This window comes from Salmonella sp. K21076 (assembly GCF_039650795.1).
In the GTDB taxonomy this organism is placed as follows: Bacteria; Pseudomonadota; Gammaproteobacteria; order Enterobacterales; family Enterobacteriaceae; genus Salmonella; species Salmonella enterica.
Window position 1 is genome coordinate 159,997 of the sequence record NZ_JBCLYA010000046.1, and the last position, 26,892, is coordinate 186,888.

Annotated in this window: 23 protein-coding genes and 3 pseudogenes; 10 read left to right on the forward strand and 16 right to left on the reverse strand. The window is 51.9% G+C overall.

The window, feature by feature from the left end:
- Positions 1 to 47: 47 nt before the first annotated feature.
- The 5 genes and pseudogenes from AAYN39_RS14715 to AAYN39_RS14735 form a co-directional block, all read right to left on the reverse strand.
- Positions 48 to 1,700 (reverse strand): DUF6056 family protein, encoded by a 1,653-nt coding sequence (locus AAYN39_RS14715; protein WP_077905070.1) that lies wholly within the window; start codon positions 1,698 to 1,700, stop codon positions 48 to 50.
- On the reverse strand, positions 1,681 to 2,607 hold the full coding sequence (locus AAYN39_RS14720) for a glycosyltransferase family 2 protein (protein WP_000703607.1): 927 nt from the start codon (positions 2,605 to 2,607) through the stop codon (positions 1,681 to 1,683). Before AAYN39_RS14720 ends, AAYN39_RS14715 begins: the two co-directional genes overlap by 20 nt.
- Positions 2,604 to 2,966 (reverse strand): GtrA family protein, encoded by a 363-nt coding sequence (locus AAYN39_RS14725; RefSeq protein WP_000915523.1) that lies wholly within the window; start codon positions 2,964 to 2,966, stop codon positions 2,604 to 2,606. The genes AAYN39_RS14720 and AAYN39_RS14725 overlap by 4 nt, the downstream gene beginning before the upstream one ends.
- 402 nt (positions 2,967 to 3,368) lie before the next feature.
- Positions 3,369 to 3,614 carry a copper-binding protein gene (locus AAYN39_RS14730; protein ID WP_000445906.1) on the reverse strand — a complete coding sequence of 82 codons (246 nt, stop codon included), beginning with the start codon at positions 3,612 to 3,614 and terminating at the stop codon, positions 3,369 to 3,371.
- Positions 3,615 to 3,811: 197 nt separating this feature from the next.
- Positions 3,812 to 4,007 (reverse strand): annotated as a pseudogene (locus AAYN39_RS14735) (ATP-binding protein); the annotation flags it as partial.
- On the opposite strand from AAYN39_RS14735, the gene AAYN39_RS14740 reads away from it, so the two are divergent.
- Positions 3,911 to 4,123, forward strand: coding sequence for a hypothetical protein (locus tag AAYN39_RS14740; RefSeq protein ID WP_095075270.1), 213 nt, complete (start codon positions 3,911 to 3,913; stop codon positions 4,121 to 4,123). The pseudogene AAYN39_RS14735 and the gene AAYN39_RS14740 overlap by 97 nt on opposite strands.
- A 50-nt stretch (positions 4,124 to 4,173) precedes the next feature.
- Here AAYN39_RS14740 and rclR read toward each other — a convergent pair whose 3' ends face one another.
- Positions 4,174 to 5,028: a reactive chlorine-specific transcriptional regulator RclR gene (gene rclR / locus AAYN39_RS14745; RefSeq protein ID WP_000339629.1), complete on the reverse strand. Its 855-nt coding sequence runs from the start codon at positions 5,026 to 5,028 to the stop codon at positions 4,174 to 4,176.
- Between the two features lie 215 nt (positions 5,029 to 5,243).
- Here rclR and rclA point away from each other — a divergent pair, with 215 nt between their 5' ends.
- The 3 genes from rclA (at position 5,244) to rclC (ending at position 7,535) form a co-directional block, all read left to right on the forward strand.
- The gene (rclA, locus tag AAYN39_RS14750) at positions 5,244 to 6,569 is read left to right on the forward strand and encodes a reactive chlorine resistance oxidoreductase RclA (RefSeq protein ID WP_000195937.1); all 1,326 of its coding nucleotides are present in this window, start codon (positions 5,244 to 5,246) and stop codon (positions 6,567 to 6,569) included.
- Between the two features lie 156 nt (positions 6,570 to 6,725).
- Positions 6,726 to 6,962, forward strand: coding sequence for a reactive chlorine resistance periplasmic protein RclB (gene rclB, locus AAYN39_RS14755; RefSeq protein ID WP_000922170.1), 237 nt, complete (start codon positions 6,726 to 6,728; stop codon positions 6,960 to 6,962).
- Between the two features lie 12 nt (positions 6,963 to 6,974).
- Positions 6,975 to 7,535, forward strand: coding sequence for a reactive chlorine resistance membrane protein RclC (gene rclC, locus AAYN39_RS14760; protein ID WP_000362177.1), 561 nt, complete (start codon positions 6,975 to 6,977; stop codon positions 7,533 to 7,535).
- A gap of 78 nt (positions 7,536 to 7,613) precedes the next feature.
- Here rclC and AAYN39_RS14765 read toward each other — a convergent pair.
- A pseudogene (locus AAYN39_RS14765) lies at positions 7,614 to 8,789 on the reverse strand (DnaJ family molecular chaperone).
- A 325-nt stretch (positions 8,790 to 9,114) separates the two neighbouring features.
- Here AAYN39_RS14765 and pheP point away from each other — a divergent pair.
- A complete protein-coding gene (gene pheP, locus AAYN39_RS14770) occupies positions 9,115 to 10,509 on the forward strand; it encodes a phenylalanine transporter (protein ID WP_000786293.1) in 1,395 nt (464 codons plus the stop codon).
- A 41-nt stretch (positions 10,510 to 10,550) separates the two neighbouring features.
- Here the strand turns inward: pheP and AAYN39_RS14775 are convergent, their stop codons facing one another.
- A complete protein-coding gene (locus AAYN39_RS14775; RefSeq protein WP_001156971.1) occupies positions 10,551 to 11,798 on the reverse strand; it encodes a mechanosensitive ion channel family protein in 1,248 nt (415 codons plus the stop codon).
- A 310-nt stretch (positions 11,799 to 12,108) separates the two neighbouring features.
- On the opposite strand from AAYN39_RS14775, the gene AAYN39_RS14780 reads away from it, so the two are divergent.
- Entirely contained in the window at positions 12,109 to 14,079 is a 1,971-nt protein-coding gene (locus tag AAYN39_RS14780; RefSeq protein ID WP_000192421.1) for an autotransporter domain-containing protein, read from the forward strand.
- A 29-nt stretch (positions 14,080 to 14,108) separates the two neighbouring features.
- On the opposite strand, the pseudogene AAYN39_RS14785 reads toward AAYN39_RS14780, so the two are convergent.
- The 4 genes and pseudogenes from AAYN39_RS14785 to AAYN39_RS14800 form a co-directional block, all read right to left on the reverse strand.
- Positions 14,109 to 14,234: pseudogene (locus AAYN39_RS14785) on the reverse strand (PTS mannose transporter subunit IIAB); the annotation flags it as partial.
- A 199-nt stretch (positions 14,235 to 14,433) separates the two neighbouring features.
- On the reverse strand, positions 14,434 to 15,087 hold the full coding sequence (nfsB, locus tag AAYN39_RS14790; protein WP_000355874.1) for an oxygen-insensitive NAD(P)H nitroreductase: 654 nt from the start codon (positions 15,085 to 15,087) through the stop codon (positions 14,434 to 14,436).
- 96 nt (positions 15,088 to 15,183) lie between these two features.
- The gene (locus AAYN39_RS14795) at positions 15,184 to 15,552 is read right to left on the reverse strand and encodes an MmcQ/YjbR family DNA-binding protein (RefSeq protein WP_000348987.1); all 369 of its coding nucleotides are present in this window, start codon (positions 15,550 to 15,552) and stop codon (positions 15,184 to 15,186) included.
- Positions 15,552 to 16,133 (reverse strand): TetR/AcrR family transcriptional regulator, encoded by a 582-nt coding sequence (locus tag AAYN39_RS14800; RefSeq protein WP_000113603.1) that lies wholly within the window; start codon positions 16,131 to 16,133, stop codon positions 15,552 to 15,554. The genes AAYN39_RS14795 and AAYN39_RS14800 overlap by 1 nt, the downstream gene beginning before the upstream one ends.
- A 288-nt stretch (positions 16,134 to 16,421) precedes the next feature.
- Between AAYN39_RS14800 and AAYN39_RS14805 the strand changes: the two genes are divergently transcribed.
- A complete protein-coding gene (locus AAYN39_RS14805) occupies positions 16,422 to 16,763 on the forward strand; it encodes a RamA family antibiotic efflux transcriptional regulator (RefSeq protein WP_000155638.1) in 342 nt (113 codons plus the stop codon).
- Positions 16,764 to 16,768: 5 nt separating this feature from the next.
- On the opposite strand, the gene AAYN39_RS14810 is transcribed toward AAYN39_RS14805, so the two are convergent.
- The 4 genes from AAYN39_RS14810 to AAYN39_RS14825 form a co-directional block, all read right to left on the reverse strand.
- A complete protein-coding gene (locus tag AAYN39_RS14810; protein ID WP_000682500.1) occupies positions 16,769 to 17,017 on the reverse strand; it encodes a DUF1158 family protein in 249 nt (82 codons plus the stop codon).
- Between the two features lie 66 nt (positions 17,018 to 17,083).
- The gene (locus tag AAYN39_RS14815; RefSeq protein WP_001196914.1) at positions 17,084 to 18,202 is read right to left on the reverse strand and encodes a YbdK family carboxylate-amine ligase; all 1,119 of its coding nucleotides are present in this window, start codon (positions 18,200 to 18,202) and stop codon (positions 17,084 to 17,086) included.
- Between the two features lie 11 nt (positions 18,203 to 18,213).
- Positions 18,214 to 18,918: an enterobactin synthase subunit EntD gene (gene entD, locus AAYN39_RS14820; RefSeq protein ID WP_001681620.1), complete on the reverse strand. Its 705-nt coding sequence runs from the start codon at positions 18,916 to 18,918 to the stop codon at positions 18,214 to 18,216.
- A gap of 46 nt (positions 18,919 to 18,964) precedes the next feature.
- Positions 18,965 to 21,220: a TonB-dependent siderophore receptor gene (locus AAYN39_RS14825; protein WP_001034967.1), complete on the reverse strand. Its 2,256-nt coding sequence runs from the start codon at positions 21,218 to 21,220 to the stop codon at positions 18,965 to 18,967.
- 188 nt (positions 21,221 to 21,408) lie between these two features.
- Between AAYN39_RS14825 and fes the strand changes: the two genes are divergently transcribed.
- Genes fes through entF form a run of 3 tightly spaced genes read left to right on the forward strand, consistent with a single transcriptional unit; the run spans position 21,409 to position 26,753 of the window.
- Complete coding sequence (fes, locus tag AAYN39_RS14830) at positions 21,409 to 22,623, forward strand: enterochelin esterase (protein ID WP_000656592.1); 1,215 nt, start codon at positions 21,409 to 21,411, stop codon at positions 22,621 to 22,623.
- Positions 22,624 to 22,653: 30 nt separating this feature from the next.
- The gene (locus AAYN39_RS14835) at positions 22,654 to 22,872 is read left to right on the forward strand and encodes an MbtH family protein (protein ID WP_000396011.1); all 219 of its coding nucleotides are present in this window, start codon (positions 22,654 to 22,656) and stop codon (positions 22,870 to 22,872) included.
- Positions 22,869 to 26,753: an enterobactin non-ribosomal peptide synthetase EntF gene (entF, locus tag AAYN39_RS14840; protein WP_000194158.1), complete on the forward strand. Its 3,885-nt coding sequence runs from the start codon at positions 22,869 to 22,871 to the stop codon at positions 26,751 to 26,753. The genes AAYN39_RS14835 and entF overlap by 4 nt, the downstream gene beginning before the upstream one ends.
- Positions 26,754 to 26,892: the final 139 nt, after the last annotated feature.

The window sequence follows — 26,892 nt, forward strand, 5'->3', positions numbered from 1 at the left end:
CCGCCCGTTACCCATTGGTGGCGGGGAACATTAATTATACATGAATGTTATTTAATTATTTCCGTAATATTCTCATTTGTCCTCGCCCCTGTTCTAACGTCCCATGTCCCAGATGTAATTGATTCTAATTCATTTGAATCTATGCCGTTAATCGCCCGTCCTGAAAGCCATCTTCCGTCTATTTGAAATGTCTTCTTGTCGACATCTGCATTTATAACTTTTCCATCCTTTGTTTTTAAGCTAATGAACATCGCTGTATTCTCATCAAGAGAATCAGCAGGATTCTTATTAAACTCAAATATTACAAAGGTTTTAATGCCCATTTGCTGTTTATATATCCATAATGATTTTATATAAACGTTGTTACATATTTTTGCGTTAATATTAAGAGGTTTGAGATTAAAGGCTCGCGAATAGTCGAAAAATCCTGGAGCAGTTATTTTTACATCAATCCCGTAGTATCTAGACATTGCTTCACTGTTAAACGTATCAAGACTTGGGCCTGCATGCAGTACCGGTGGAAAGTAATAATCAGGAATTATCGCTTGATCTTGTTTGTTATCTTTCGCCCTGTCTATTATTTCTTCCCTAATCTCCGTTTGTTTGCTTATTGATTTAATTGATGAGTAATAGAGAATGTATGATGGAATGAAATATAAAAAAGCCATTGCATATGTAGTAATAGATAAATAAATGGAAGCTTTGTTAAATTTCGTAAATGCAGAATGAGCAACAAAGGAAATCGAAAGAATCATAAAGCAGAGTGCTCCATTGAGAGCCCTGCTGGGCATTGCAGGAGATGCAAGGAACGCAACATTTGCAGCAATTGCACCCAGTATGAATAAAAAGCTTCCAAACATAAGTTTGCTGCTACTATTCCTTGATAACACTACAGAGATTAGTAGTATTATAAATGCAATATAGACCTGCCAATATGCCCCCATTGCTGATGGCAGCCTTTCTGAAAAGTGCTCAAGAACCCTCCATGCAAGTGGTTGGTTGTACCAGTCTTGTATTGTAGACGCACGGGATAGGTTTCCCGGAGCCAGCAGGAGAACCCCTGCGCCTATTGCAGATCCGAATACGCCAATCAGTAGATATTTATTTCTATTCATTATAAAAAAATATGCTACAGAAATTAATACAACTACAAGAGATGTATTTTCATTTGAGCAACCTGCAAATATCGATGATATGGCATATACAAAGAGTATTAAATTGGATTTTTTGGCATTGCTTAAATATATAGAAATTAGTATATAAATGGCAATGAACATGTTGGTCCATAAGTAATTTGCTAGCCCAACAAGCCAGAAGTTAGTTTGACCGAGAGCTGGATTTGCAATGAAGTATAAGAAAAATAAGAAAATCATCACATATGGGGACGGTGACGACTTTGTTAATGTCGCTGGGATCATTGTCCAGCACAACACCATTAATGTTAGCGCTGCTGAGTTTATTGCATTGTAAATATGCGGGGAGAAAAACTTTAATAGAGATGTGCTGAGCGTATCTGACACAACCCTTCCGCTCCATCCCAAATAGTGCATTTTTACGCTAGAAAGCGAAAGCTCTCTTAGGGCATAAGTATAGTCATCAGAGTTCATTGGTGTAATAAATCCTATTGAATACACCAATGAGAAAACTATAAGGATAGCAATTACCATTTTTAATCTATTGTTAACCATTTTTCTTCCCATTCTTAATTATGTATTTAGGCCTTTTTTTAGTTTCTATGTAAATCCTGCCAATATATTCCCCAAGAATACCTATTCCTATCAATTGAACGCCACCCAGGAAAAGTACAGAAACAAGAAGAGACGGGTAGCCAGGAACATTATTTCCAAATATTAATTTATCTATAATCATCCATGTACCGTAAAGGAACGACATACCTGCAATAAACAATCCAATGTACGTCCATATGCGGAGCGGAAATGTTGAGAAAGAAGTTATTCCTTCCAGCGCCAGATTCCATAATTTCCAGCCATTGAATTTTGAATCGCCGGCAACACGCTCAGCGCGGGCGTATCCAACTACATCAGTCTTGCCGCCCACCCATGACAGAACGCCTTTCATAAACAGATTACGTTCTGGCATCTGTTTAATATTTTCGACAACATCACGGCTCATTAACCGGAAATCACCGACGTTCTCTTCAATTTTCGGATTGCTGATTTTATTATGCAGCTTATAAAACCATTCAGCTGTCTTACGCTTCATGCGCCCGTCAGTTGAGCGGTCTGAGCGCTTAGCCAGCACCATATCCGCGCCAGCCTGCCACTTCTCAATGAGATGGGGGATAACTTCTATCGGATCCTGTAAATCGACATCAATAGGAATGACCGCATCCCCGGTTGCATGGTCGAGACCCGCGAAAAGAGCAGGTTCTTTACCGAAGTTTCGCGTAAACGAAAGCGGAATAACGAGCGGATCAGATGCAGCTATTTTGTTAATTATTGATTCAGTCGCATCTTTGCTTCCGTCGTTGATGAAAACAATCTCAACTTCATACGGTTTTAACTCTTCAAACTCGCGAACCGTTTTATAGAAAATAGGTATCGTGGCTTCTTCATTGAAGACCGGAACGACTAATGAGATTTTCATTTCGCATCCCTAAAGACAATGAACTTTGAATAAATGAATCCGCATATCAGGCTGATAGCTGAAAAGGTGACAAGAGTAAGGAGTGGCGGCAGGGAACATTTGTCAGCCATCCAGCCAACAACGGCGCTCAGTGTTCCCATAAATCCCACGTACATCATGTAGCGAAGCGTGGTGGTGCTGGCGTTAAAGGTGAAGCGCGCATTGGCATAGAAGCTGAACGATACGGCGATAACAAAACCGGAAAAGTTCGCCAGCGCCTGATGCGTATGCATCCCATACACACAAAAAGCAAATACGCCCCAATGAATAAGCGTGTTAAGAACACCGATCGATGTGTACTTAGCGAATAACTTCAACATTATGAAAATCAGCGGATTCGGAAAGGTCTGGAGTATAGTACTACAAATTGCTTTTTTCGATATAAACGATCAATAATGTTATATTTGATAGCTTGAACTTATTGTTGTCTTATTAATTGATCGTTGTTACCGATCAATTGGAGCTGCTGATTGCTGAGTGGGTTGGGACAAAAACGGGACACACAAAGCTTTGCATGTTTTTCGAAGATGGGGCGAGTGAGCGCCGTGGTAATGGGATAACTTGTTGTTAGCTCAGGTAGTTCCAGGAACATCTAAGCCGTGGGTCGCAGGTTCGAATCCTGCAGGGCGCGCCATTTAACCTCTCAAAATTATGTTAATCCGTAAGCTTCTGCGGGGGCGACGTTGTGCCATCCGCAGTACGTGACGCTAATATGCAAATAACTAATTGCGTTTAATCTGTTTATGGTGCTCTTCAGCCTGGATCTCGTGGGAGAAAGAATGGGCATTATTCATCGATTGATGGATGACCATTGCTTTTTCATAGTCGTCCATTTCAGAAAAGGGTGTCGCATTTTCCACAGTAGTCGGGGCGCTGGGTTTCTGTGTCTGAGCCATTTGCTGATGCGCGAAGGCGTCACCGTTATTCATCATCTCATGTGCTGTAGCGGATAATTGGCGGGATTCCATTTTCTCTGCGGTGTGTACGCCAGCTGAAATAAAAACGACAGCTAAAAGGGATGTAAACTTATTTATCTTATTTCTCCGGTGTGGGTTAATAAGAGAAATAATAAAACAGTTGTTGGGTTTGGCGCGTGACGGGATAATGACGATTATATCAGATTATTTTGCTGGCTAGTGATAGCGCCTTTCACTATCGCTACAGTTCAACGGAGGTGTTTGGGTAATGTCAAAATAAAACGAGTAGCGCGTATCGGAGGTGACAGAAACTTTTCCCTGATGCGCAATGACGATGGATTTTACAATTGCCAGGCCTATACCGCGGCCTTCCCCTTTACGCTGGCGGGAGGGAGCAACGCGATAAAAACGATCGAAAAGGCGCGGGTTCTGAGGTGATGAGCCGTATTGCCACGCCGATGATTGGCGGCATGATTACCGCGCCGCTGCTGTCGCTGTTCATCATTCCGGCAGCCTACAAGCTGATGTGGCTGCGCAGGCATCGTCGCCTTGCGGCATAATGTGTGTCGCCCGCCTGCGGCGTCAAACTGTAGGCGGGTTCAGTATACGTTTATCGTCCAAGCGCGTTGACCCGTTTGCGGTACTCGCCTGGTGTACAACCGAATTCACGGACAAACGCTTTGTGAAAAGAAGATTCGCTCGCATAACCTACCGACTCGGCAATCACCATCACCGGCAGCGCTTCACGCGACAGGGTCTGGGCGGCGATTTGCAGGCGCAGCGTTGTTAACACGGCTAAGGGCGTTGTAGCGGACACGTCGCGAAATAGCTGGGCGAAGCTCGCCCGCGACATGTGTACCCGTTGCACCAGCGTTTCGACCGTCCAGGGATGCGCCGGTGTTTCCAGCATGTGCAGGATCACGCGGCCCAGCCGGGGATGCAGCAATAAATTGAGCACGCTTTTCGCCGTGCCAGCCTGCGATAGCCAGTCGCGAATGGCGAGGGTAAACAACGTGGCGCACTGCTGACTGTATAAGACATCAGCGCCAGGTAAATGGCGTTCTGACTCCTGCTGTAACAGCGAAATGGCGGCGTTAAGCCAGATACTGGCGGGGCTATGCGGCGGCGGGGCAAGACATAACACTTCCGGCAACGCGGTAAGGAAATAACGTGACGTCGTGTGCAGACGTAGACTACCGCACACGATATGTGTCGGTGCTTCGCCAGACTGGCGCAAACGGTGGGCGGAGTTTTGCGGCAGAATCACCACCTTTCCCGGCGTAAGCGTCATGGCGTCGCCGGTAGGCATTTCCAGTTGCGCTTCGCCCTGCGTAACGGTATGCCAGCGAATCACCGATAGCTCGCCAGCGGCGTGCGGCAACTGCCAGTCGCCGCCTAACGGGCAATTCTTGTCGATTGAGCCCTGAGGGGCGTTAAGCGTCAATAGCCGACTAAGCGCATCCATATAGACTCCAGAACAGATTTATTTTCAAAAATAAGGATAACCATTTCTGTCTCTGATCACTATATTTCGGACTCAATGTCATTTCTATCCTTGTTTTTCCTAACCGCTAATTTAGACGATAAGACAAAAAATGACGCGTTACGGATAACCCTGTCTTTTTTGACGTTATTTATACTTGTCCTGACAAACAGATGGTGATTTGGCGGAGAAAGAAGATGACACAGTATCAGGCGCTCATTATTGGTTTTGGCAAGGCAGGAAAAACGTTGGCGGCAACTCTGGCGAAGACGGGATGGCGCGTGGCGATTATCGAACAGTCCGCCAGTATGTTTGGCGGAACCTGTATCAACATTGGCTGTATTCCAACGAAAACGCTGGTGTATGACGCGGAACGTGAGGGCGATTTTTCTGTCGCCATGCAACGCAAAGCGGCGGTCGTAAATTTTTTACGCGACAAAAATTTTCATAATCTTGCCGACCTGGACAATGTCGATGTGATTGAGGGAAGGGCGGAGTTTATTGATAACCATACCTTACGGGTATTTCAGGCGGACGGCGAGCGGGTGTTACGGGGAGAAAAGATCTTCATTAATACTGGCGCAGAGTCGGTGATCCCGGCTATTACGGGCTTAACAACGACGGCAGGGGTGTTCGATAGCACCGGGCTACTAAGCCTGAGCCAGCGTCCGGCGCGGCTGGGGATTTTAGGCGGCGGTTATATTGGCCTTGAATTTGCCTCAATGTTCGCTAACTTCGGTACGAAGGTCACTATCTTTGAAGCAGCGCCGCAATTCTTGCCTCGTGAAGATCGGGATATCGCGCAGGCAATTACCCACATTTTACAGGAAAAGGGCGTCGAGCTAATTTTAAACGCCAACGTACAGGCCGTATCCTCAACGGAGGGCGCGGTACAAGTTGAAACGCCGGAAGGCGCGCATCTTGTGGATGCCCTGCTGGTGGCGTCGGGGCGAAAACCGGCGACGGCTGGCTTACAGTTGCAGAACGCCGGTGTGGCGGTGAACGAACGCGGCGGGATCATCGTGGATGATTACCTGCGTACCACGGCGGACAATATCTGGGCGATGGGCGATGTTACCGGTGGGTTGCAGTTTACCTATATTTCACTGGATGATTTTCGTATTGTACGCGACGGGTTATTGGGAGATGGCAAACGCAGTACCCGCGATCGCCAGAACGTACCGTATTCCGTCTTTATGACGCCGCCGCTCTCTCGTGTCGGGCTGACGGAAGAACAAGCGCGGGCAAGCGGCGCAACGGTGCAGGTGGTGACATTACCGGTGGCGGCGATCCCTCGCGCCCGTGTTATGAATGATACCCGTGGCGTACTAAAAGCGGTAGTGGACGTGAATACGCAGCGTATTGTAGGGGTGTCATTGTTATGCGTCGATTCTCATGAAATGATTAATATCGTTAAAACCGTTATGGATGCAGATTTACCTTATACGGTGTTACGCGACCAGATATTTACCCATCCTACAATGAGTGAGTCTTTAAACGATCTCTTCTCTCTCATTAAGTAAAACATAAATAATGTAGCCCTGTTAATCAGGGCTTTTTTTTGCCTGTCAGACCATAAAAATACGACAGGACAAATATGCTGGCGTCTGAAAGAAAAGGCTTTAGTCAGGCATAACGTATTATAACACCATTGAAATAACCCACGACTGGAAATCTCGATGTTAAAAGTTACCACACTTATTGCTTCATTATTGGCTGCGCCGCTGGCGTTTTCCGCCTCCGCCCAGCCGCTAACTGACGTTGAATATATCAGCGTTTCTGCGGTGTCAGCAACACCGTCAATGCTTGAAGACGCTATTGCCAGACTGGCGCAAAGTAAACAGGCGTCGTCATGGAAAATTACGTCAATGCGTATTGATAATACGGGTTACGCCACTGCGATATTATATAAATAAGGAGAGCCTGAGATGGATAAATATCTTCGTCTGTTAAGTCAGGGGGATCGGCTGGGATTAACATTAATTCGCCTGAGTATCGCCATCGTTTTTATCTGGATTGGACTACTAAAATTTGTGCCCTATGAGGCAGACAGTATTACCCCGTTTGTGGCGAACAGCCCGTTTATGTCTTTTTTCTATGAACATCCTGAAGAATATCGTCAGCATCTGACTCATGAGGGCGAACTAAAACCGGAGGAACGCGCCTGGCAAACGGCCAATAATACGTATGCGTTTTCGGATGGTCTGGGCGTGGTGGAATTGATTATCGCGGCGCTGGTACTGGCTAACCCTGTTAGCCGCTGGTTAGGGCTGGCGGGCGGCGTGCTGGCATTCCTGACGCCATTTGTCACGCTGTCGTTTTTAATCACCACGCCGGAGGCCTGGGTTATGCCGCTGGGCGATGCGCATTATGGTTTCCCGTATTTATCGGGCGCCGGGCGGCTGGTATTAAAAGATACGTTAATGCTGGCAGGTGCGGTGATGATCATGGCGGACTCCGCCCGTTCGTTACTTTTACAGCGCCAGTAGCGACCCTCTTACTCTCTTTATGCCGCGATTCGTCGGGTGGCGCTTGCGCCATCCGACAATGTGTTGATGAATGATGGACTACCCTGCCAGAAGTTCCTGTTCCACCTGTTGAACCTGCGCCTCCAGCGTATTGCGAATTTCGGTTAGCGCCCGTTCCTGCTCGGAGAAATAGGCTTCCTTATTCGCAACGGAAGAGGCGAGCCGCCAGGCATTTTCCGTTTCCAGCTGCGTTATCTCTTTCAACAGCGCGTCGATTTGCGTGCGGAGCTGGCGTATTTTATGGCGCAGATGTTCCAGGTTATTTAGCCTGTCGCTTGCCATCATCGGTTCCAGACCGCTTTGCAGCTGCGTCAATAACGCGCGAATTGCCGCCAGATCGGCATTCTGCCGCGCCTGATTAAGCTGTACCATCATCTGGTGCGCTTTTTCTTTCAATTCATCGGCGACCACATCCGGGTGACACAGGCGGCTGGCCTGACGCCACAAACGTTTTAATTCACTGCGTTCGTCTGCCGACAAACGTTGATCGCGGGCGTAGCGGAATTACGCTTCCTGCTGCTGCTCCCGGTACTGGTGATAGTTCTGTTCCGCATTTTCCTGCGCCTGGCGGAATGCGCTGTCGTCCTGATGGGAAAAATCCGCTTCCAGCTCGCGAATTTCCGCCAGCAACGCGGTGATTAATTCCGTCTGCTGCTGGATTCGCTGACGGATGCCCACCGCTTCGCGCGAGGCGGCATTCAATCCTGTCCACTGCTGTTTTAGCGTTGCCAGTTGATCCACGGCCTGGGAAATAAATTGCAGGCAGGATTGATAATCCTTTTCCCGGCGTTTTATTTCGGCCTCTTGCTTACGCTGCATACTCACCGCGAGCTGTTTACGCAACTCCAGAATACGGCTCATCAACGGCCCGAGACGCAGATGATAGAGGTCGTTGAAATCGTCGAGGATTTGTACCCGCGCATTTCGTTTGTCAATCAGATCGCGAAGTTGGGCTTCAAGCGCTTTCAGCTCCAGTTTACTGGCGGCAATAGAGGGATCTTGCCACGTCGAGAGCGCCCGTTGAGCCTGTAGCCAGGCGGCGATCTCTTGCATGGCGTCACTGAATCGACGAGTTTCAATCGCCTGGGCAATCGCGCTGATTACGGCATCCTGCGGCTCATTTTTCAGGTAGATGAGCTGCTGACGGATAATCTCTTCGTCCTCAAGTTCGATGGCGCTTTTAATGATCTCTAAACGTTTGATGATCTTATTCATGACGTTGACGCCTGGCGTGGCTCAAAAATGGATAACAGATACCAGGTCTGATTCACCTTTTTGAAAATACTGAAAAAATACTAAATGTATTCTGTAGGGTGTCGTACTTTTCGTCCAGAGTTATTCACATATTTTATACCCGGCGTCTGTCACCCGTAACGTTCTATATCGGCGCGTACTCTTTTCTTTTTACTCCCCGCGACATCTTTTTTTACACGATAACGTTAACGTCCGGAGTTGAGCCTTGACAAACGATTGCGCCTTGCGGCAGCGAGAGCGAAATGTTAAAAGGTGCCCCTCAATAAAAACGATACAGGGGTAGGACGTGAAAAACGCGTCAACTGCATCCGGCGCCAGCGTGTCGGATGCCGCGTCGAAGAATGAACCGACGCTTCAACGGGGGTTGCAAAACCGCCATATTCAGCTAATCGCCCTGGGTGGCGCCATTGGCACCGGACTGTTTCTGGGCATCGGCCCGGCGATTCAAATGGCGGGGCCGGCTGTTTTGTTGGGCTATGGCGTTGCCGGGATTATCGCTTTTCTCATTATGCGCCAGTTGGGTGAAATGGTCGTGGAAGAGCCGGTTTCCGGATCGTTTGCCCACTTCGCCTGGAAATATTGGGGGCCGTTTGCGGGCTTTTTGTCGGGCTGGAACTATTGGGTCATGTTTGTGCTGGTCGGGATGGCGGAGCTGACCGCGGCGGGCATCTATATGCAGTACTGGCTGCCTGACGTACCAACATGGGTATGGGCGGCGGTGTTTTTTATTATCATTAATGCCGTGAATCTGGTGAACGTTCGTCTGTATGGCGAAACGGAATTCTGGTTCGCGCTCATTAAAGTGCTGGCGATTATCGGCATGATAGGTTTTGGTCTGTGGCTGCTGTTCTCCGGCCACGGCGGCGAACATGCCAGCATTGATAACCTCTGGCGTTATAACGGTTTCTTCGCTACCGGTTGGCATGGTTTGCTTCTGTCGCTGGCGGTGATTATGTTTTCTTTTGGCGGACTGGAGCTGATCGGCATTACTGCGGCGGAAGCGCGCGATCCGCAAAAAAGCATCCCGAAAGCGGTGAATCAGGTGGTATACCGTATTTTGCTGTTCTACATCGGTTCGCTGGTGGTGTTGCTGGCGCTCTATCCATGGGTAGAGGTGAAATCCAATAGCAGCCCTTTTGTGATGATCTTCCATAACCTGGACAGTAATGTGGTGGCTTCGGCGCTGAATTTCGTTATCCTGGTCGCGTCGCTTTCGGTGTATAACAGCGGCGTTTATTCGAATAGCCGAATGCTGTTCGGCCTGTCCGTACAAGGCAACGCGCCGAAATTTTTAACTCGCGTCAGCCATCGCGGCGTGCCGGTGAACTCGCTGATGCTGTCCGGAGCGATTACCTCGCTGGTGGTGCTGATCAACTATCTGTTGCCGCAAAAAGCGTTTAGCCTGTTGATGGCGCTGGTTGTCGCGACGCTATTGCTAAACTGGATAATGATCTGTCTCGCGCATTTACGTTTTCGCGCGGCGATGCGTCGTAAAGGGCGCGAGACGCAATTTAAGGCGCTGTTCTATCCCGCCGGAAACTATTTGTGCATTGCGTTTCTGGCGCTGATTCTGGTGTTAATGTGTACGATGGACGATATGCGATTGTCGGCGATTTTGCTGCCGGTATGGATTGTATTTCTGTTTATCGCGTTTACCGTTTTGCGCCGTAAGGCTCATTAACTTTTTTGCCCGATCCCATGCTCATGCGATCGGGCAATCCATTAATGGCGCAATGTCCCTGACAGCGCGCGAATATCGCTGCCGGTCGGCGTCTGATGAATACGCAAGCCGAACTCTTCCACCACGGCAAAAATATGGTCGAAAATATCGGCCTGAATGCTCTCATATTCCAGCCACACGACGGTATTGGTAAAGGCGTAGATCTCTATCGGCAAACCATGATCGTCAGGCGCCAGTTGGCGTACCATCAGCGTCATGTCTTTACGGATGCGCGGATGGTGGCGTAAATATTCGTTCAGATAGGCGCGAAATGTCCCGATATTGGTCATTCGGCGGTGATTTAAGGCTGATTCCGGCGCATCCAGTTGTTTATTCCATTCATCGATTTCCTGATGACGGCTGGTAAGGTACGGCTTTAACAGTTGCGCGGTTAACAGCCGCTGTTTTTCATCATCATCCAGAAAATGGATACTGGTCGCGTCAATATTAATGCTGCGTTTAATCCGGCGTCCGCCGGACGCAGACATGCCGCTCCAGTTTTTGAACGAGTCGGAAACCAGCGACCAGGTGGGAATGGTGGTGATGGTATTATCCCAGTTGCGTACTTTTACCGTGGTTAAGCCAATATCAATGACCGCGCCATCTGCGCCATATTTTGGCATCTCCAGCCAGTCGCCCAGTTTGAGCATATCGTTGGCGGAAAGCTGTATACCAGCAACCAGGCCAAGAATCGGGTCTTTAAAGACCAGCATTAATACCGCGGCCATCGCGCCCAGCCCGCTGATTAAAATTGCTGGTGACTGGCCAATCAGCAGTGAGATCATCAGAATGCCGACGATAATTGCGCCGATGAGCTTAATGCCCTGAAATATTCCTTTTAGCGGTAACTGAGAGGCGGCGGGCCATTTTTGCGATAGATTGAAAATCACGTCCAGCAGCGAAAATAACGACAGCAGGGCGTAGGTCATAATCCATAACTGCGCGCAGGTCGTCAGGATATCCGCAGCCTCACTGCCTTTTTGTAGCCAGAGCGCGGCTTGAATATTGACAATGATGCCTTGTAGCGTAAAAGCCAGACGATGGAATAATTTATTCTGGGTAATAATTTGCAGCCACAGGCGGGAACTGGCGCTGGCACGTTTTTCAAAAGCGCGCAGTACTATCCAGTGCAAAATAATATGCACGACAACTGCTGTCAGAAAAATAATACCAAATATCACCACCAGCGACGTGGTGTGATTCATTTCAATTCCCGCTAAATCTTCTACCTGGGATATCAATTCCTGCATAATCTCTCCTTTATAAACAGCAGCCTATGATGACTGCTGAATGGCATTTATGCAAATCAGGACGCCTGCGCTTCAGGCATAATCAGCAACAGACGGGTAAAAGCGCCTCTGGGGTTATCCATACGCTATATTTTATCCAGCGCCCTATAAACGTCGTTATTTTACGCGGTTCCCTCTTTTTGAACAGGCGCCAGTCCGTCAACAATGAATGAAAACTTTTTAACCAGAATGTTTAAAACGATTGCAATATCTCTGTCGGATAATGATTAGAACCGTCGTACCTATCAACAATAACATTAAGGAACATCGGATGACCCAAAAGCGTACCCTGCTAAAATACGGCATACTCTCGCTGGCGCTGGCCGCGCCATTATCTGCCTGTGCGTTTGACTCTCTTACGGTGATTGGCGATAGCCTTAGCGATACCGGAAATAACGGTCGCTGGACCTGGGATAGTGGTCAAAATAAGCTCTACGACGAACAGTTGGCCGAACGATATGGGCTGGCATTAAGCCCTTCCAGCAATGGCGGTTCTAATTATGCCGCTGGCGGCGCGATGACGGCCCCGGAATTAAACCCGCAGGATAATACCGCGGATCAGGTACGGCAGTGGCTTGCCAATACGGGGGGAAAAGCCGACCACAACGGTTTGTATATTCACTGGGTCGGCGGAAACGATCTGGCGGCGGCCATCGCGCGACCTGCCATGGCACAGCAAATAGCCGGTAATAGCGCCACTAGCGCGGCGGCGCAGGTAGGGCTGTTACTGGATGCCGGCGCCGGGCTGGTCGTGGTGCCAAACGTACCGGATATTAGTGCGACGCCAGAGCTTCTGGAGGCGGTAATCACCGCCGGGCTGGGCGCAGCGGCGCCCCCGGCGCTAAAAGCGGCGTTAGAGGCGCTGGCGGAGGGAGCTACGCCCGATTTCGCCAGTCGGCAACAGGCGATCCGCAAGGCGTTGCTGGCGGCGGCTGCAACGGTAAGCAGCAATCCGTTTATTCAGCAACTGCTCGTTGAGCAACTGCTGGCGGGCTATGAAAAGGTGGCAGAGCAGGCGTCAGCTCTGACCGATTATTATAATCAGATGGAAGAGAAGGGGCTGGAGCAACACGGCGGCAATATAGCCCGTGCCGATATCAACGGCCTCTTTAAGGAAATTCTTGCCAACCCGCAGGCGTTTGGTCTGACAAATACCGTAGGCATGGCCTGCCCGCCGGGCGTATCCGCTTCGGTGTGCTCCTCGGCAATGCCTGGATTTAATGCGTCGCAGGACTATCTGTTTGCCGATCATTTACATCCCGGTCCGCAGGTCCATACCATTATTGCGCAATATATTCAGTCGATCATTGCCGCGCCGGTACAGGCGACATATCTGAACCAAAGCGTTCAGTCGATGGCGCAAGGCAGTCGTACCACGCTTGACAGCCGTTATCAGCAGCTTCGCCAGGGGGAAAATCCTGTTGGTTCACTGGGCATGTTCGGCGGATACAGCGGGGGATATCAACGTTATGATAATAATGAGGCCGACGGGAACGGTAATCATAATAATCTGACGGTTGGCGTCGATTATCAGCTTAACGAGCAGGTACTGCTGGGAGGGCTGATAGCCGGTTCTCTGGATAAGCAACATCCTGACGATAATTATCGTTATGACGCCCGCGGTTTTCAGGCCGCCGTATTCAGCCATTTACGCGCCGGTCAGGCGTGGCTGGATGGCGATTTACACTACCTGTCCGCTAAATTCAGTAACATTCAGCGCAGTATCACGCTCGGTGCGCTAAGACGGGTGGAAGAGGGCGAAACCAACGGTCGGCTGTGGGGCGCGAGGTTAACCAGCGGTTATGATTTTGTCATGATGCCGTGGTTAACGACCGGGCCGATGCTGCAATATGCATGGGATTACAGCCACGTTAATGGTTATAGCGAGAAGCTCAATACCAGTACATCAATGCGTTTTGGCGACCAAAACGCCCATTCGCAGATGGGCAGCGTGGGTTGGCGTCTGGATCTTCGCCACAGTATCATTCATTCCTGGGCGCAGATTAATTATCGCCGTCAGTTTGGCGATGATACGTATGTGGCGAACGGCGGCCTTAAATCGACCGCGCTGACGTTTAGCCGTGCCGGGAAAGCGCAGGATAAAAACTGGGTTGATATCGCGATTGGCGCAGATTTTCCGCTGTCGGCAACAGTGTCCGCTTTCGCCGGGCTGGCGCAAACGGCAGGGTTAAGCGATGGCAATCAAACCCGTTATAACGTTGGGTTTAGCGCCCGATTTTGATGACACGCCAGGGAGGGCCAACCCCGTGGTGACACAATATCGCCATCGTAGGCGCAAACCGGTGTCACGCCGTGTTCGTCGCCAATCAGCAGCGATAGACTGTTAATAAGTCCGCGGGCAAAAGGGCCATGGCTGGCTACATAAACATGTCTCACCCGTTTTCTCCTTCATCCAGATAGGGGGTATCCAGATATGGCAAACGGCGTGCCAGTTTTAAATATCATTTATTTTCAATAGGTTGAAAGAGGAAGTTAACACTAACGATGTAAAACCTGGCACTTCGCGCCATTGATCATTGGGGAACCTGGCAGAAAGGTGAAAAAAGCCGGACGGGCGTCCGGCTTAGGCAGGGGATTAGACTTCCGTCAGTGTGGTTTCAAGCGGCAGACGTGATTTTGGCAGCCCGGCGTTGAAATCCTCGATGCTATGATGGCCGACTGGCACCACGACCAGACTGGTATAGCCTTTTTCTTTCAGACCAAATTCAGCGTCGAGCACCTCGGCGTCGAAACCTTCAATGGGGACGGCGTCGAGACCCATCGCGGCGACGCCCAGCAGAAAGTTGCCGACGTTCAGATAAACCTGCTTCGCCATCCACTGGTGGTCATCTTTCAGCGAGACGCGGTGCATATCAGCGAAAAAGCGGCGACCTTTATCATTTGCCGCTTTAGCTTCCGGCGTAGCGAAACGGCCATCAGCATCTTCCTGATCGACCACCCGTTGCAGCCATGCGTCATCCATTGCGGTTTTGGCGCAGAAGACCACCACATGGGAGGCGTCCAGCATTTTGCGTTCGTTGAACGTGTAGTTTCCGGCAGCGGATTTTGCGACACGCGCTTTGCCTTCTTCCGTACTGGCGACAATAAAGTGCCACGGCTGGGAATTGGTGCTGGAGGGGCTGTACTGTAGTAGTGTTTTTACTTTATCCGCTTCTTCGGCGGTCAGTTTTTTGCTGGGATCGAACGCCTTAGTGGAGTAGCGCTTTAAGGCGACAGAAACGATATCCATAAATGCTCCTGGTTGGTTTAGTACCCTTTTGTATCAGCAGGGTACCGGGTTATCGGTAAAAAGATAAGGGAGGAAAATGCGGAAACGGTTATTGCATCAGCGCGGTCGCAGGCGCAGTTGCTCTCTTTTAGGCAGCCCGTCTACGACCAGATTCCATGAGTCATTTATCAAATCGTTGAGTAGCGAGACGGTGATATCCTCGCCCGCATAGACTGAAATCCAGTGTTTCTTATTCATGTGATAGCCAGGCGCAATGCTGGGGTAAATTTGTTGATTCACCAGGGATTTTTGGGGGGCCGACTTCAGGTTCACCACTGGGCGACAGTGATGTTCAGTGAACAGCATGAATATTTTGCCGCCGACTTTAAACACATCGTACTGTGGGCCGAAAGGCCAGCAGTGTTCGGTAAAAGGCAGTTCCAGCGCAAAGCGTTTTGCACAGGCGTGCAGTGTTTGACCGTCCATTATTGCTCCTCGCGAGTCAGCGCGCGCCACATGGCTTCGAATCCCAGCGCAATATATTCGCCAGCGCGAGCGGGATCGCGCGCGGCGAAATCCATTGTTGTTTCAGCCAGCGCCAGAAAAAGGCCGTCGCCGAAGGCGCGGTACTCATCCGACATAAATACCATCAAAACGGAACGATGACATAAATCGCGCAATTCGGGGAACATATCGTCGGCCCGTTGTTCCGTCTCTTTGGTGATCTTTTCGCTGACGGCCAGTTGACGGATCGCCCGATGGCGCGCGGGATGGTTCAGACCCCAACTGATATAACTGTTCCAGATAAAGCGGGTCATCGTTTTGGCATCGGTAATGGATCGATCCAGCTCCATTATCATTGACTGGCAGAGGTTCTGCTTTAAATGCAAATACAACGTGTTAATCAGCTCATCTTTGGTCGCGAAATAGCGAAATAATGTTCCTTCTGCAATACCTGCGTTACGCGCAATCACCGCCGTTGAGGCGGCGATACCGGATTGCGCTATCGCCTGGGTTGCCGCTTCCAGTAATGCTTGTTTTTTGTCTTCACTCTTCGGACGAGCCACTACACGTTACCCTTATGTCTGTAAAAACATGATTGAATCATGCCCGTTGTCGCGTCGCAACGGTGAATGTCAACCTTTGAAAAGTACCTTGACGGCGTATCTTTGCTTTCTATAATGAGTGCTTACTCACTCATAATCAAGGGCTGCCGCATGAAGTGGTAGAAAAGCATATTGCAGGCCATGCGATAAGCCGTCTCACAATTTGTGTGGTTATTACTATGCTTATTGCTGTTGCCGTAAATGTGCGGTGCGGGAGCCGCTGACGAGTTTGATAGAGGGGAGAGCACGATGACCATTTCCGCTCAGGTTATCGACACGATTGTCGAGTGGATTGATGATAATTTGAATCAGCCGTTACGTATTGATGATATTGCCCGTCATGCGGGGTATTCCAAGTGGCACCTGCAGCGCCTTTTTATGCAGTACAAAGGGGAGAGTCTGAGGCGCTACGTGCGTGAACGGAAGCTAAAACTGGCGGCGCGCGACCTGCGCGACACCGACCAGAAGGTGTATGATATTTGTCTCAAGTATGGTTTTGATTCGCAGCAAACCTTTACGCGCATTTTTACCCGCACGTTCAACCTGCCGCCAGGCGCTTATCGTAAAGAAAAGCATGGCCGTACGCATTGAAATGTTTAATCGGCCAGCGAAAACCAGCGCCGCCAGATAAAGCGAATAACATAATATTCCAGCGTGCCGAGCAACAGAAACCATAAACAAAACAACAAAGTATAAAGCTGGTTGAGATCCATAAGATGAAAGATCCCGACCAGTTTTTGCGCCAGCGCAAGGCCGAGCGAAGGGGCGGGCAGCAGCAGGCTGGAGAGCAACGCCATCAGCAAAATACCGGCAGCGGTCATCAATGATTCAAGCGGGTGTTTCATGGCTTTGTTAAACGTAAGTTAAAACGCCATTGTCCGGGACATCGCCTGGTAAGGCAAATATGCTGTCTATTGTCCCGCCCAGATTTCACAATGTTTTTGTACCAGGCCTATCAGCGATCCGCCGTCGGCAATAAACTCCCGCATATATTGCGCTTCGTTACCGCCTTTTTTCACCTGCAAACGTAGCGCGTCAATGGCGCTGTCGGCGCCCAGCTTACGCGCAGAGGGGGTAACGTTGTCCAGCAGACGCAGCGTATCATCTGCCAGGCGACGGCGGTCGCCGGTATAGACATCGGTTAGCACGCCCTCCAGACCATAGCGGCAAGCCTGAAAACGGTTGAATTTATATAACAGATAGTCTTGTTCCTGCGGTTTAAAGGGACGCTCGGTCAGCAGCCAGTGCGCGGTCGCCTGAATCAATCCTGCCATATTGATGGCATGATCAAGAGTGAGCGGCGTATCCATCACCCGAACCTCAACCGTGCCAAAGGCCGGGCTGGGGCGGATATCCCAGTGCAAATCTTTGATGCTGTCGATCATCGTGGTGTAAGACAGACGACGAAATAGTCCGGCAAACTCTTGCCAGTTACTGACCCACGGCATGGGCCCGTTATCGGGAAAAGCGGAAAAAATATTCAGGCGCGCGCAGGCAAAACGGGTGTCAGATCCTTGCATATAGGGAGACGCGGCGGAGAGCGCAATAAAGTGCGGCACAAAATGCGACAGCCCGTGTAAAAGATAAATCGCATCGTCGCCGTTCGCGCAGCCGACGTGGACATGCTGACCGAAAACCGTCGCCTGTTGAATTAAGTAGCCGAAATTTTCCAGCGTGCGTTGATAGCGCTCATTATCACAGACCTCCTGACGCTGCCATTTTTGAAAAGGGTGCGTACCGCCGCCGCAAATGCCGAGATGGTGTTCCGACGCCGCCTGTAAAATAACGTGCTGCATGGCAGAAAGTTGGGCCGCCACCTGGTCAATATCGCGGCAGACGCCCGTGGCCATCTCCAGCATACTTTCGGTGATATCGTGCTTAATTTCTCCCGCAGTAAGTTGGGGCTTAACGGCGTCGATCAGCGTAGAAGAGTCCTGACTTAAATCGTAGCCAGGTGGATTGATCACCTGCATCTCCAGCTCAATACCGAGCGTATAAGGTTCAGAAACGTGAAAATCATTCAGCGCCATAGCGATCTCATTTATCGGGGTATTGCGCTAAGTATAGAAGCGGGAGCGCTCCTGTCGTGGGGAAAGCGCGTTATTGCAGAAACTAGAGTAATAACGCTATTGCCACGTTGAAACCATTCTGTACGGACGGTACGTTCAGCCATCATGGCGGCAAAGGCTGGCAGCAGATGTAACGAGATGTGCGTGGCGTTAAGCGAGGTAATTTTTGCGCTATCGAATCCCGGGAGCGTGACGCGGTCTGAAAAGGCTTTATAAACGCTCTCTTTGGCGGAGAAAGCCAGCGTCAGGGCAAGCGGAAAAGGGAGCGAGCTCGCCTGGAGAATTTGGCGCTCATCGCTATCAATAATGGACGGCGCCAGCTCTGTCGCCGTGTGCTGACTCATGATTTTTTCTATATCAACGCCGACACGCTGTCGGGATATGACGGCCAGCGCCGTTGACGCACAGTGGCTGATGCTGCCAAATAGGCCGTCCGGCCATAGCGGCTGTCGCTTGTCGCCAATACCGGGCACCGCCCTGACGCCCACCTCGCGTAGCGCATGAACGGCAGCGATGCGGCCTGCCAGATGTTCAGCTTTACGCTTGCGTCCGGCAGACCGGAGCCGATCGTGATGAGGCAGCCATAGCAGGTCGTGTTCGTGAAAGCTGCTCGCATCAAAGTCGACGATATGCAGCCTGTGTCCGGCAAAGGGAAGGGGAAAATGAGATGTCAGCATCGTCTTTTGCTAATTCCCTCCCCGAATGAGGGAGGGAAGGTTGCCATCAGAAATGGGTATTAATGCTCATATACCACGTACGTCCCGGTTCGTTATAGGTGTACGCGCCAGCGCCCGCCATATAAGCGCCAGTTTGCGTATCCCTGACGGTTTGCGCGTTACCTTCACGCCACAGACGTTTGTCAAAGAGGTTATCCACGCCACCGGTCAGGCTGACATTTTTGGTCACGTCCCAGGTCGCGCTCAGGCCAACAATACTGTATGGGCTGACCGCTTGCTTATCTGTTCCGGTAACGGGGTTACCCTGATAATCATATTTCTTCGGCTCTTGTTTGCCGTACCAGGTGAAGGTCGATTGCAGAGAAACGTCCTGACGTACCTGCCAGCTCAGGGTAGAGTTAAGCGTGTACTGTGGAATAATCGACAGGCGTTCGCCGGTCTCTTTGTTTTTACTCTGCAGCATATACGTAACGTTATTCGTCCAGTTGACGGTGTCGCTAACCGGTACGTTTAACGTGCCTTCCAGACCTTCAACGACCGCTTTCGGCACGTTCTCCCACTGATAGACATCCGTTTTGCCGTTATTGATACGCTGCAACGGCACCGTACCCGCTTCAATCTTATTGCGGTAATCATTGCGGAACCAGGTGACGCCGGCCAGCCAGCCATCGCGTTTAAATTCCAGACCGATCTCTTTATTGATGCTGGTTTCGGCTTTCAGATCATCGTTACCCATCATATAGCAGCCGATGCCGGTACCCGCGCCAGTCGCGTAGCAACCCTGACCTTTACTGTACAAAATATAGTTTGGGTTAGTCTGGTACAGACTCGGGGCTTTATAAGCGCGGGCGATCCCCATTTTCAGGGTAAAGTCATCCCCCAGACCTTGCGACAGGTTCAGCGACGGGCTCCAGTTATCCCCCACAATACTGTGATGATCGAAACGTATCCCCGGCGTCAGCATGGTGCTGTCGGTCAGTTCCATGTTGTTTTCAGCAAACAGAGAGAAAATTTCCGCTTTTGAATAGGGGCTACGATTGGTACTGCTGTAACCCGGGATATTTCCCCCCATAAAGGTTTGCGAGTTGGAGAGCTGGTCTTTCATACGCTGTTGGGCCCATTCGGTACCCAGCGTCAGGTTTTGATTGACCAGCAGATCGAAAGGAAGGCTCACTTCGCTGTGTAGGGTGACGTCATTCAAATCGGCATCGGCATATTTTTGCGATGCTTTGGGATCGAAAATCCCTTCGGTGCCGCCTGCCAGGCCTTCCGGCATCCGGGAGTTACGGGTATGTTCGTATTGCACCCAGTTACTGGTGGTTACGCCATTATCCCAGCCGCCGTTCCAGGTCAGAGAGTAGTTCTGCCGATAGAGGCGGTTCGTCTCTTTTCCGTAATTATCTTTCACCAGTTGGTTCGTATTGGTGTTCTGAGTATCGCCGGCATAGAGGTTGCCCTGGCGACTGTAACCGGCCTCCAGCTCCAGAGACTGAAGCGGAGCAAAATCCCAACGAACCACGCCGTTGATATCTTTGTTAATGACCCCCTCGCGTCCGGCTGGTAACGTGTCGGCGTAACTCCCGGTACGTTCAGACTGATGCCCCTGGTTAATATTACGCGCATCCGCCTGCGTTTTGTCGAGGTTGCCATACAGACGGAAGCTGAAATCCCCGCCCAGCGGGCCGTTCAGGCTAAAGTTAGTGCGTTTGGTCGCGCCTTCGTCTTTATGTTCCGGCGCGTTGAAATAGGTATTCCAGGAACCGTGCCACTCGCTACCGCCTTTTTTGGTAATGATATTGACCACGCCACCCGCCGCGCCGTTACCGTAACGTGCGGCGGCAGGGCCACGCAGCACTTCAATGCGTTCGATCATCTCTGGCGGCACCCACGCGGTATCGCCGCGGGTATCGCGTTCGCCGCGCCAGCCCAGGCGTACCGAGTTACGGCTGGTAACGGGTTTACCGTCTATCAGGATAAGGGTGTTTTCCGGCCCCATGCCGCGAATATCGATTTGGCGGTTATTCCCGCGCTGACCGCTGGTGGAGTTGCCGGTCAGGTTTACGCCCGGCATGGTGCGGATGATTTCTGACACGTCGCGCGCGGGCGGATTTTTGCGGATCTCATCGGCGGTGATGGTGGATACGCCTGGCGCCTGTAGGTTTTGCTGGGCAGCGGTCACCACGATGGTGTCTTCATTGGTGAGCGCAGCGCTATCGGTTTTTTCTTCCGCCATCACGGGCAGAGCGGCCCCGTAAATCCCTAAATTGACCAGTAAGGTCAGGGAATGAATCTTCTTGTTCATTGTATATCCTGCTTTTCTTTAGCCACATAAGCCAAAGCGCCCGTCAAAGGCATTGGCCGGGTGGTGAAATTGTGTTCGCGCGTCCCATAGCGCTACAATACGCTATTGCAAATGCAAATAGTTATCAATAATATTATCAATATATTTCACCTTTTATATACAAAATTCATAATAAACACAGGGTTATAATGAAAGAGGCGCTGGCAACGGGAAGTGAGGCCTGGTGGAGGACGAAAACCGGGCCGGAATGGATACGGGAAAAAGACGGAAATTATCGGGTCACTTTTTGGTGGCGCGACCCGCAGGGAAACGAAACACACTCCCCGATACGGCGTGTCTGGGTCTACATCACTGGCGTAACCGATCATCATCAAAACGCGCAGCCTCAGACGATGGCGCGTATTGCCGGAACGGATGTCTGGCGCTGGAGCACGGCGCTTAGCGCTAACTGGCGCGGCAGCTACTGTTTTATTCCTACCGAGCGAGATGACGTTTTTGCCGCTTTTGCGCCGGGCGAAACGCCCGATCGGAACGCGCTGCGTGAAGGCTGGCGACAGCTATTACCGCAGGCGATTGCCGACCCGCTTAATTCGCAAAGCTGGCGGGGAGGACGTGGTCATGCGGTTTCAGCGCTGGAAATGCCGGATGCGCCCCGTCAGCCGGGATGGGATCGTCCTGAAACGTCGTACTCACCGCCTTTGATGATGCAGTGGCATAGCGAACGTCTGGGTAACTCCCGCCGCGTATGGATATTGACGACCGGAGACGAGGCGACGGAGGAAAGACCGTTGGCTATTCTGCTGGACGGTCAATTCTGGGCGGAAAATATGCCCGTCTGGCCCGCGCTCGCCTCGCTGACTCATCAACGCCTGCTTCCCGGTGCCGTCTATCTGCTGATTGACGCGATTGATACTCAACACCGCAACCAGGAGTTGCCCTGCAATGCCGACTTCTGGCTGGCGGTGCAGCAGGAACTGTTGCCGCAAGTCAGAGCCGTGACGCCTTTTAGCGATGATGCCGGACGAACGGTGGTCGCCGGACAGAGCTTTGGTGGCCTGTCGGCGCTGTATGCCGGCCTGAACTGGCCGACGCGTTTTGGCTGTGTACTAAGCCAGTCAGGATCGTTCTGGTGGCCCCATCGCATCACCCCGCCGGAGGGGGAAGTCATTACCCGGCTGAAAACCGGCGCATTGTGCGCGCGCGGACTGCGTATCGTACTGGAAGCCGGCGTGCGTGAGCCGATCGTGTTTCAGGCAAATCAGGCGCTTTATGCCCAACTGAATACCTCGCAGCAGTCCATTTTCTGGCGTCAGGTTGACGGCGGACACGATGCGCTTTGCTGGCGCGGCGGGCTAACGCAAGGGCTGATGCTGCTTTGGCAGCCGCTTATCGACACGCTTTAACCGGGCACATGTCCATGACAGGAGTTGAGTATGGAATTCAGTAATCCCTTCGATAATCCGCAGGGACAGTTTTACATCCTGCAAAATGCGCAGCGTCAATTCAGCCTTTGGCCAGCGGCGTGCGCGCTTCCCGCAGGATGGGGCGTGGTATGCGAACCGCAATCGCAGGACGCGTGCCAGCAGTGGCTTAATACGCGCTGGACAACACTGAATCCGGCGCATTATGCCGATAAGCAGGAGGCGAAATGACGCAGCGTTTACCGTTAGTCGCCGCCCAGCCGGGGATCTGGATGGCGGAAAAACTCTCTGATTTACCCTCCGCCTGGAGCGTGGCGCACTATGTGGAACTGAATGGCGAGCTGGATGCCCCCTTGCTGGCAAAAGCGGTAGCGGTAGGGATGCAACAGGCGGATACGCTACGGATGCGTTTTACCGAAGAGAACGGCGAGGTCTGGCAATGGATAGATCCTGAGCACACCTTCGGCGAACCCCCGATTGCCGATTTACGCGACCAGCCCGATCCGCATCTCGCGGCGCTGGCGTTAATGCAGGCGGATTTACGGCAAAACCTGCGCGCAGATAGCGGTAAGCCGCTGGCGTTTCACCAGTTAATCCGCATTGATGATACCCGCTGGTATTGGTATCAGCGCTATCACCATTTGCTGGTGGATGGCTTTAGCTTCCCGGCGATAACTCGCCAGATTGCGGCGATTTATCGCGCCTGGCAGAGCGACGCCCCTACGCCGGAGTCGCCTTTTACCCCCTTTGTGGATGTGGTTGAGGAATATCAGCGCTATCGCCAGAGCGAGGCCTGGCAGCGTGACGGCGCCTTCTGGGCGCAGCAGCGCCGCGAGCTGCCGCCGCCGGCGTCAATGTCTGCCGCGCCGTTGCCGGGGCGGTCGGCGAGCGCGGATATTCTGCGTATGAAATTGAGCGCGCCGGCGGGGGCGTTTCGCCAACTGGCGGCGCACATGCCTGAGATACCGCGAGCGGATCTTGCCCTGGCGCTGGTGACGTTGTGGCTGGGACGATTATGTGGGCGTATGGATTATGCCGCCGGATTTATCTTTATGCGGCGGATGGGCTCAGCGGCGTTAACGGCGACCGGGCCTGTCCTTAACGTGTTGCCGCTGGCGGTTAACCTTCATGCGACGGAAGATCTGCCAACGCTGGCGAAGCGTCTTGCGGCGCAGTTAAAGAAGATGCGCCGCCACCAGCGTTACGACGCCGAACAGATTGTACGCGATAGCGGGCGAGCCGCAGGGGAAACGCCGCTATTTGGCCCGGTGCTCAACATAAAAGTATTTGATTATCATCTGGATTTTCCTGGCATACAGGCGCAAACCCATACCCTGGCGACGGGGCCGGTTAACGATCTTGAACTGGCGCTTTTTCCGGATGAAAACGGCGGTCTGGATATTGAATTGCTGGCGAATGCGCAGCGTTACGATGACGCCACGCTTTCCCGCCATGCCTTACGGTTGATGGCGCTTATCACGCAGTTTGCTGATAACCCGGCGCTGCGCTGCGGCGATGCGCAAATGCTGCTGGCGGAAGAACAAACGCAATTAACACACCTTAATAATACGGCGGTAACGATTCCCGCCGCCACGCTTAGCGATTTGGTGGCGCAGCAGGCGCAAAAAACGCCAGAGGCTTCCGCGTTGGCAGATGCGCATTATCACTTTACCTACCGTGAAATGCGCGAACAGGTTGTGGCGCTGGCATACGCGCTGCGGGAACGCGGCGTTCAGCCTGGCGATAGCGTGGCGGTGGCGTTGCCGCGGTCGGTTTTTCTGACCTTAGCGCTGCACGGCATTGTCGAAGCGGGCGCCGCCTGGCTGCCGCTGGATACCGGTTATCCTGACGATCGGCTGCGAATGATGCTGGAAGATGCGCAGCCGAAACTGTTAATTACGACTCAGGCGCAGCTGGCGCGCTTTCACGATATTCCGGGGATGGAATATTTGTGTTATAGCCAACCGCTACCGGTCAGTGACGCCACTCCGCTGGGGCTGTCGCTACCGCATCATACCGCTTACATCATTTTCACCTCTGGTTCGACGGGCAGGCCGAAAGGGGTGATGGTGGGACAAACGGCGATAGTCAACCGGCTGCTGTGGATGCAGGATCACTATCCGTTGACGGCGGATGATGTAGTAGCGCAAAAAACACCGTGCAGTTTTGACGTCTCAGTATGGGAGTTTTTCTGGCCGTTTATCGCCGGGGCGAAACTGGTGATGGCTGAACCGGAAGCGCACCGCGATCCGCTCGCGATGCAGCGGTTCTTTGCGCAATACGGCGTCACGACCACCCATTTTGTGCCGTCGATGCTGGCGGCCTTTATTGCCTCGCTCACGCCAGCGTCGGCTGGGAAAAGCTGCGCTTCCTTAAAGCGCGTTTTCTGTAGCGGCGAGGCCCTGCCGACGGCGCTGTGCCGCGAATGGGAGACGTTAACCAACGCGCCGCTACACAATCTGTACGGGCCAACGGAGGCCGCGGTGGATGTGAGCTGGTATCCGGCCTGTGGCGATGAGCTGGCGGCTGTTGACGGCAACAGTATCCCGATTGGTTATCCCGTCTGGAATACCGGTTTACGTATTCTCGATGCGCATATGCAGCCGGTGCCGCCGGGCGTGGCTGGCGATCTCTATCTTACCGGTATCCAACTGGCGCAGGGCTATCTGGGGCGTCCGGATCTTACCGCCAGCCGTTTTATCGCCGATCCTTTTGCGCCAGGTGAACGGATGTACCGTACCGGAGATGTGGCGCGCTGGCTGGATTCCGGCGTGGTGGAGTACCTGGGACGCAGCGACGATCAGCTCAAAATTCGGGGGCAACGTATTGAACTGGGTGAGATTGACCGCGTCATGCAAACGCTGCCGGATGTTGAACAGGCGGTAGCACATGCCTGCGTCTTTAATCAGGCGGCGGCGACGGGCGGGGATGCCCGGCAACTGGTCGGCTATCTGGTGTCGCACTCCGGTTTACCGCTGGATTTACCGGCGCTGCAGGATAAATTACGCCAAAAACTTCCCGCGCATATGGTGCCGGTTGTGCTGTTGCAACTTGCCAGCTTGCCGCTTAGCGCTAATGGCAAGCTGGATCGCAAAGCCCTGCCGCTGCCGGATCTGACGCCGCGCGTGAAAGGGCGTGCGCCGCAGTCCGCAACGGAGATTGCTGTCGCCGCGGCGTTTTCCCGCCTGCTGGGCTGTGAGATTAACGACGTTGAAAGTGATTTCTTTGCGCTGGGCGGACACTCGCTGCTGGCGATGAAACTGGCCGCGCAGCTAAGCCAGACGTTTAACCGCCAGGTGACGCCGGGGCAGGTGATGGTGGCGTCTGACGTGGCGCAGTTGAGTAAGCTGCTCGATACTGACGATGACGAACGCTCGCGCAATCTGGGGTTCGGGCCGCTGTTGCCGCTGCGTGAAAGCGATGGTCCAACGTTATTTTGTTTCCATCCGGCGTCGGGGTTCGCCTGGCAATTTAGCGTATTATCACGCTATCTCAGCCCGTCGTGGTCGATTATGGGGATTCAGTCGCCGCGCCCCGTTGGCCCTATGCAAATCGCAACCACCCTTGATGAGGTATGTGAACATCATCTGGCGACATTGCTCGCCCGGCAGCCGCATGGCCCTTATTATTTATTAGGCTATTCGCTGGGCGGGACGCTGGCGCAAGGGATCGCCGCCCGGTTGCGCGCGCGCGGTGAAACGGTGGCGTTTTTGGGGTTACTGGACACCTGGCCGCCGGAAACACAAAACTGGCGGGGAAAAGAGGCGAATGGCCTCAATCCGGACGTATTGGCGGAAATTGAACGCGAACGCGCAGCGTTTGTCGCCGCGCAGCAGGGAAATGCCTCCGACGCCTTATTTACCGCCATTGAAGGCAATTATGCGGATGCCGTCCGTTTGCTGACGACGGCGCATAGCGCACCGTTTGATGGACATGCCACGCTCTTTGTGGCGGATAAAACGGTGCCGGAAGACGTATCGCCTGAACAGAGCTGGTCGCCGTGGATAGCGTCTTTGGCTATTTATCGCCAGCCGTGCGCGCATGTAGATATTATTTCTCCCTCCGCTTTTGAAACTATCGGGCCCATCATCAGCGAACTTATTAATAAATAACGGGCGTTGTTTCTGCCTTTAACAAATTAAATCCTGAAACCCATAATAATGACTAATTATTATGGGTTTTTTATTGCAACTATTAATTCTTTTAACATAAGTGATACATGCTACAGGCAAGTTTAATTCCGAATATTTA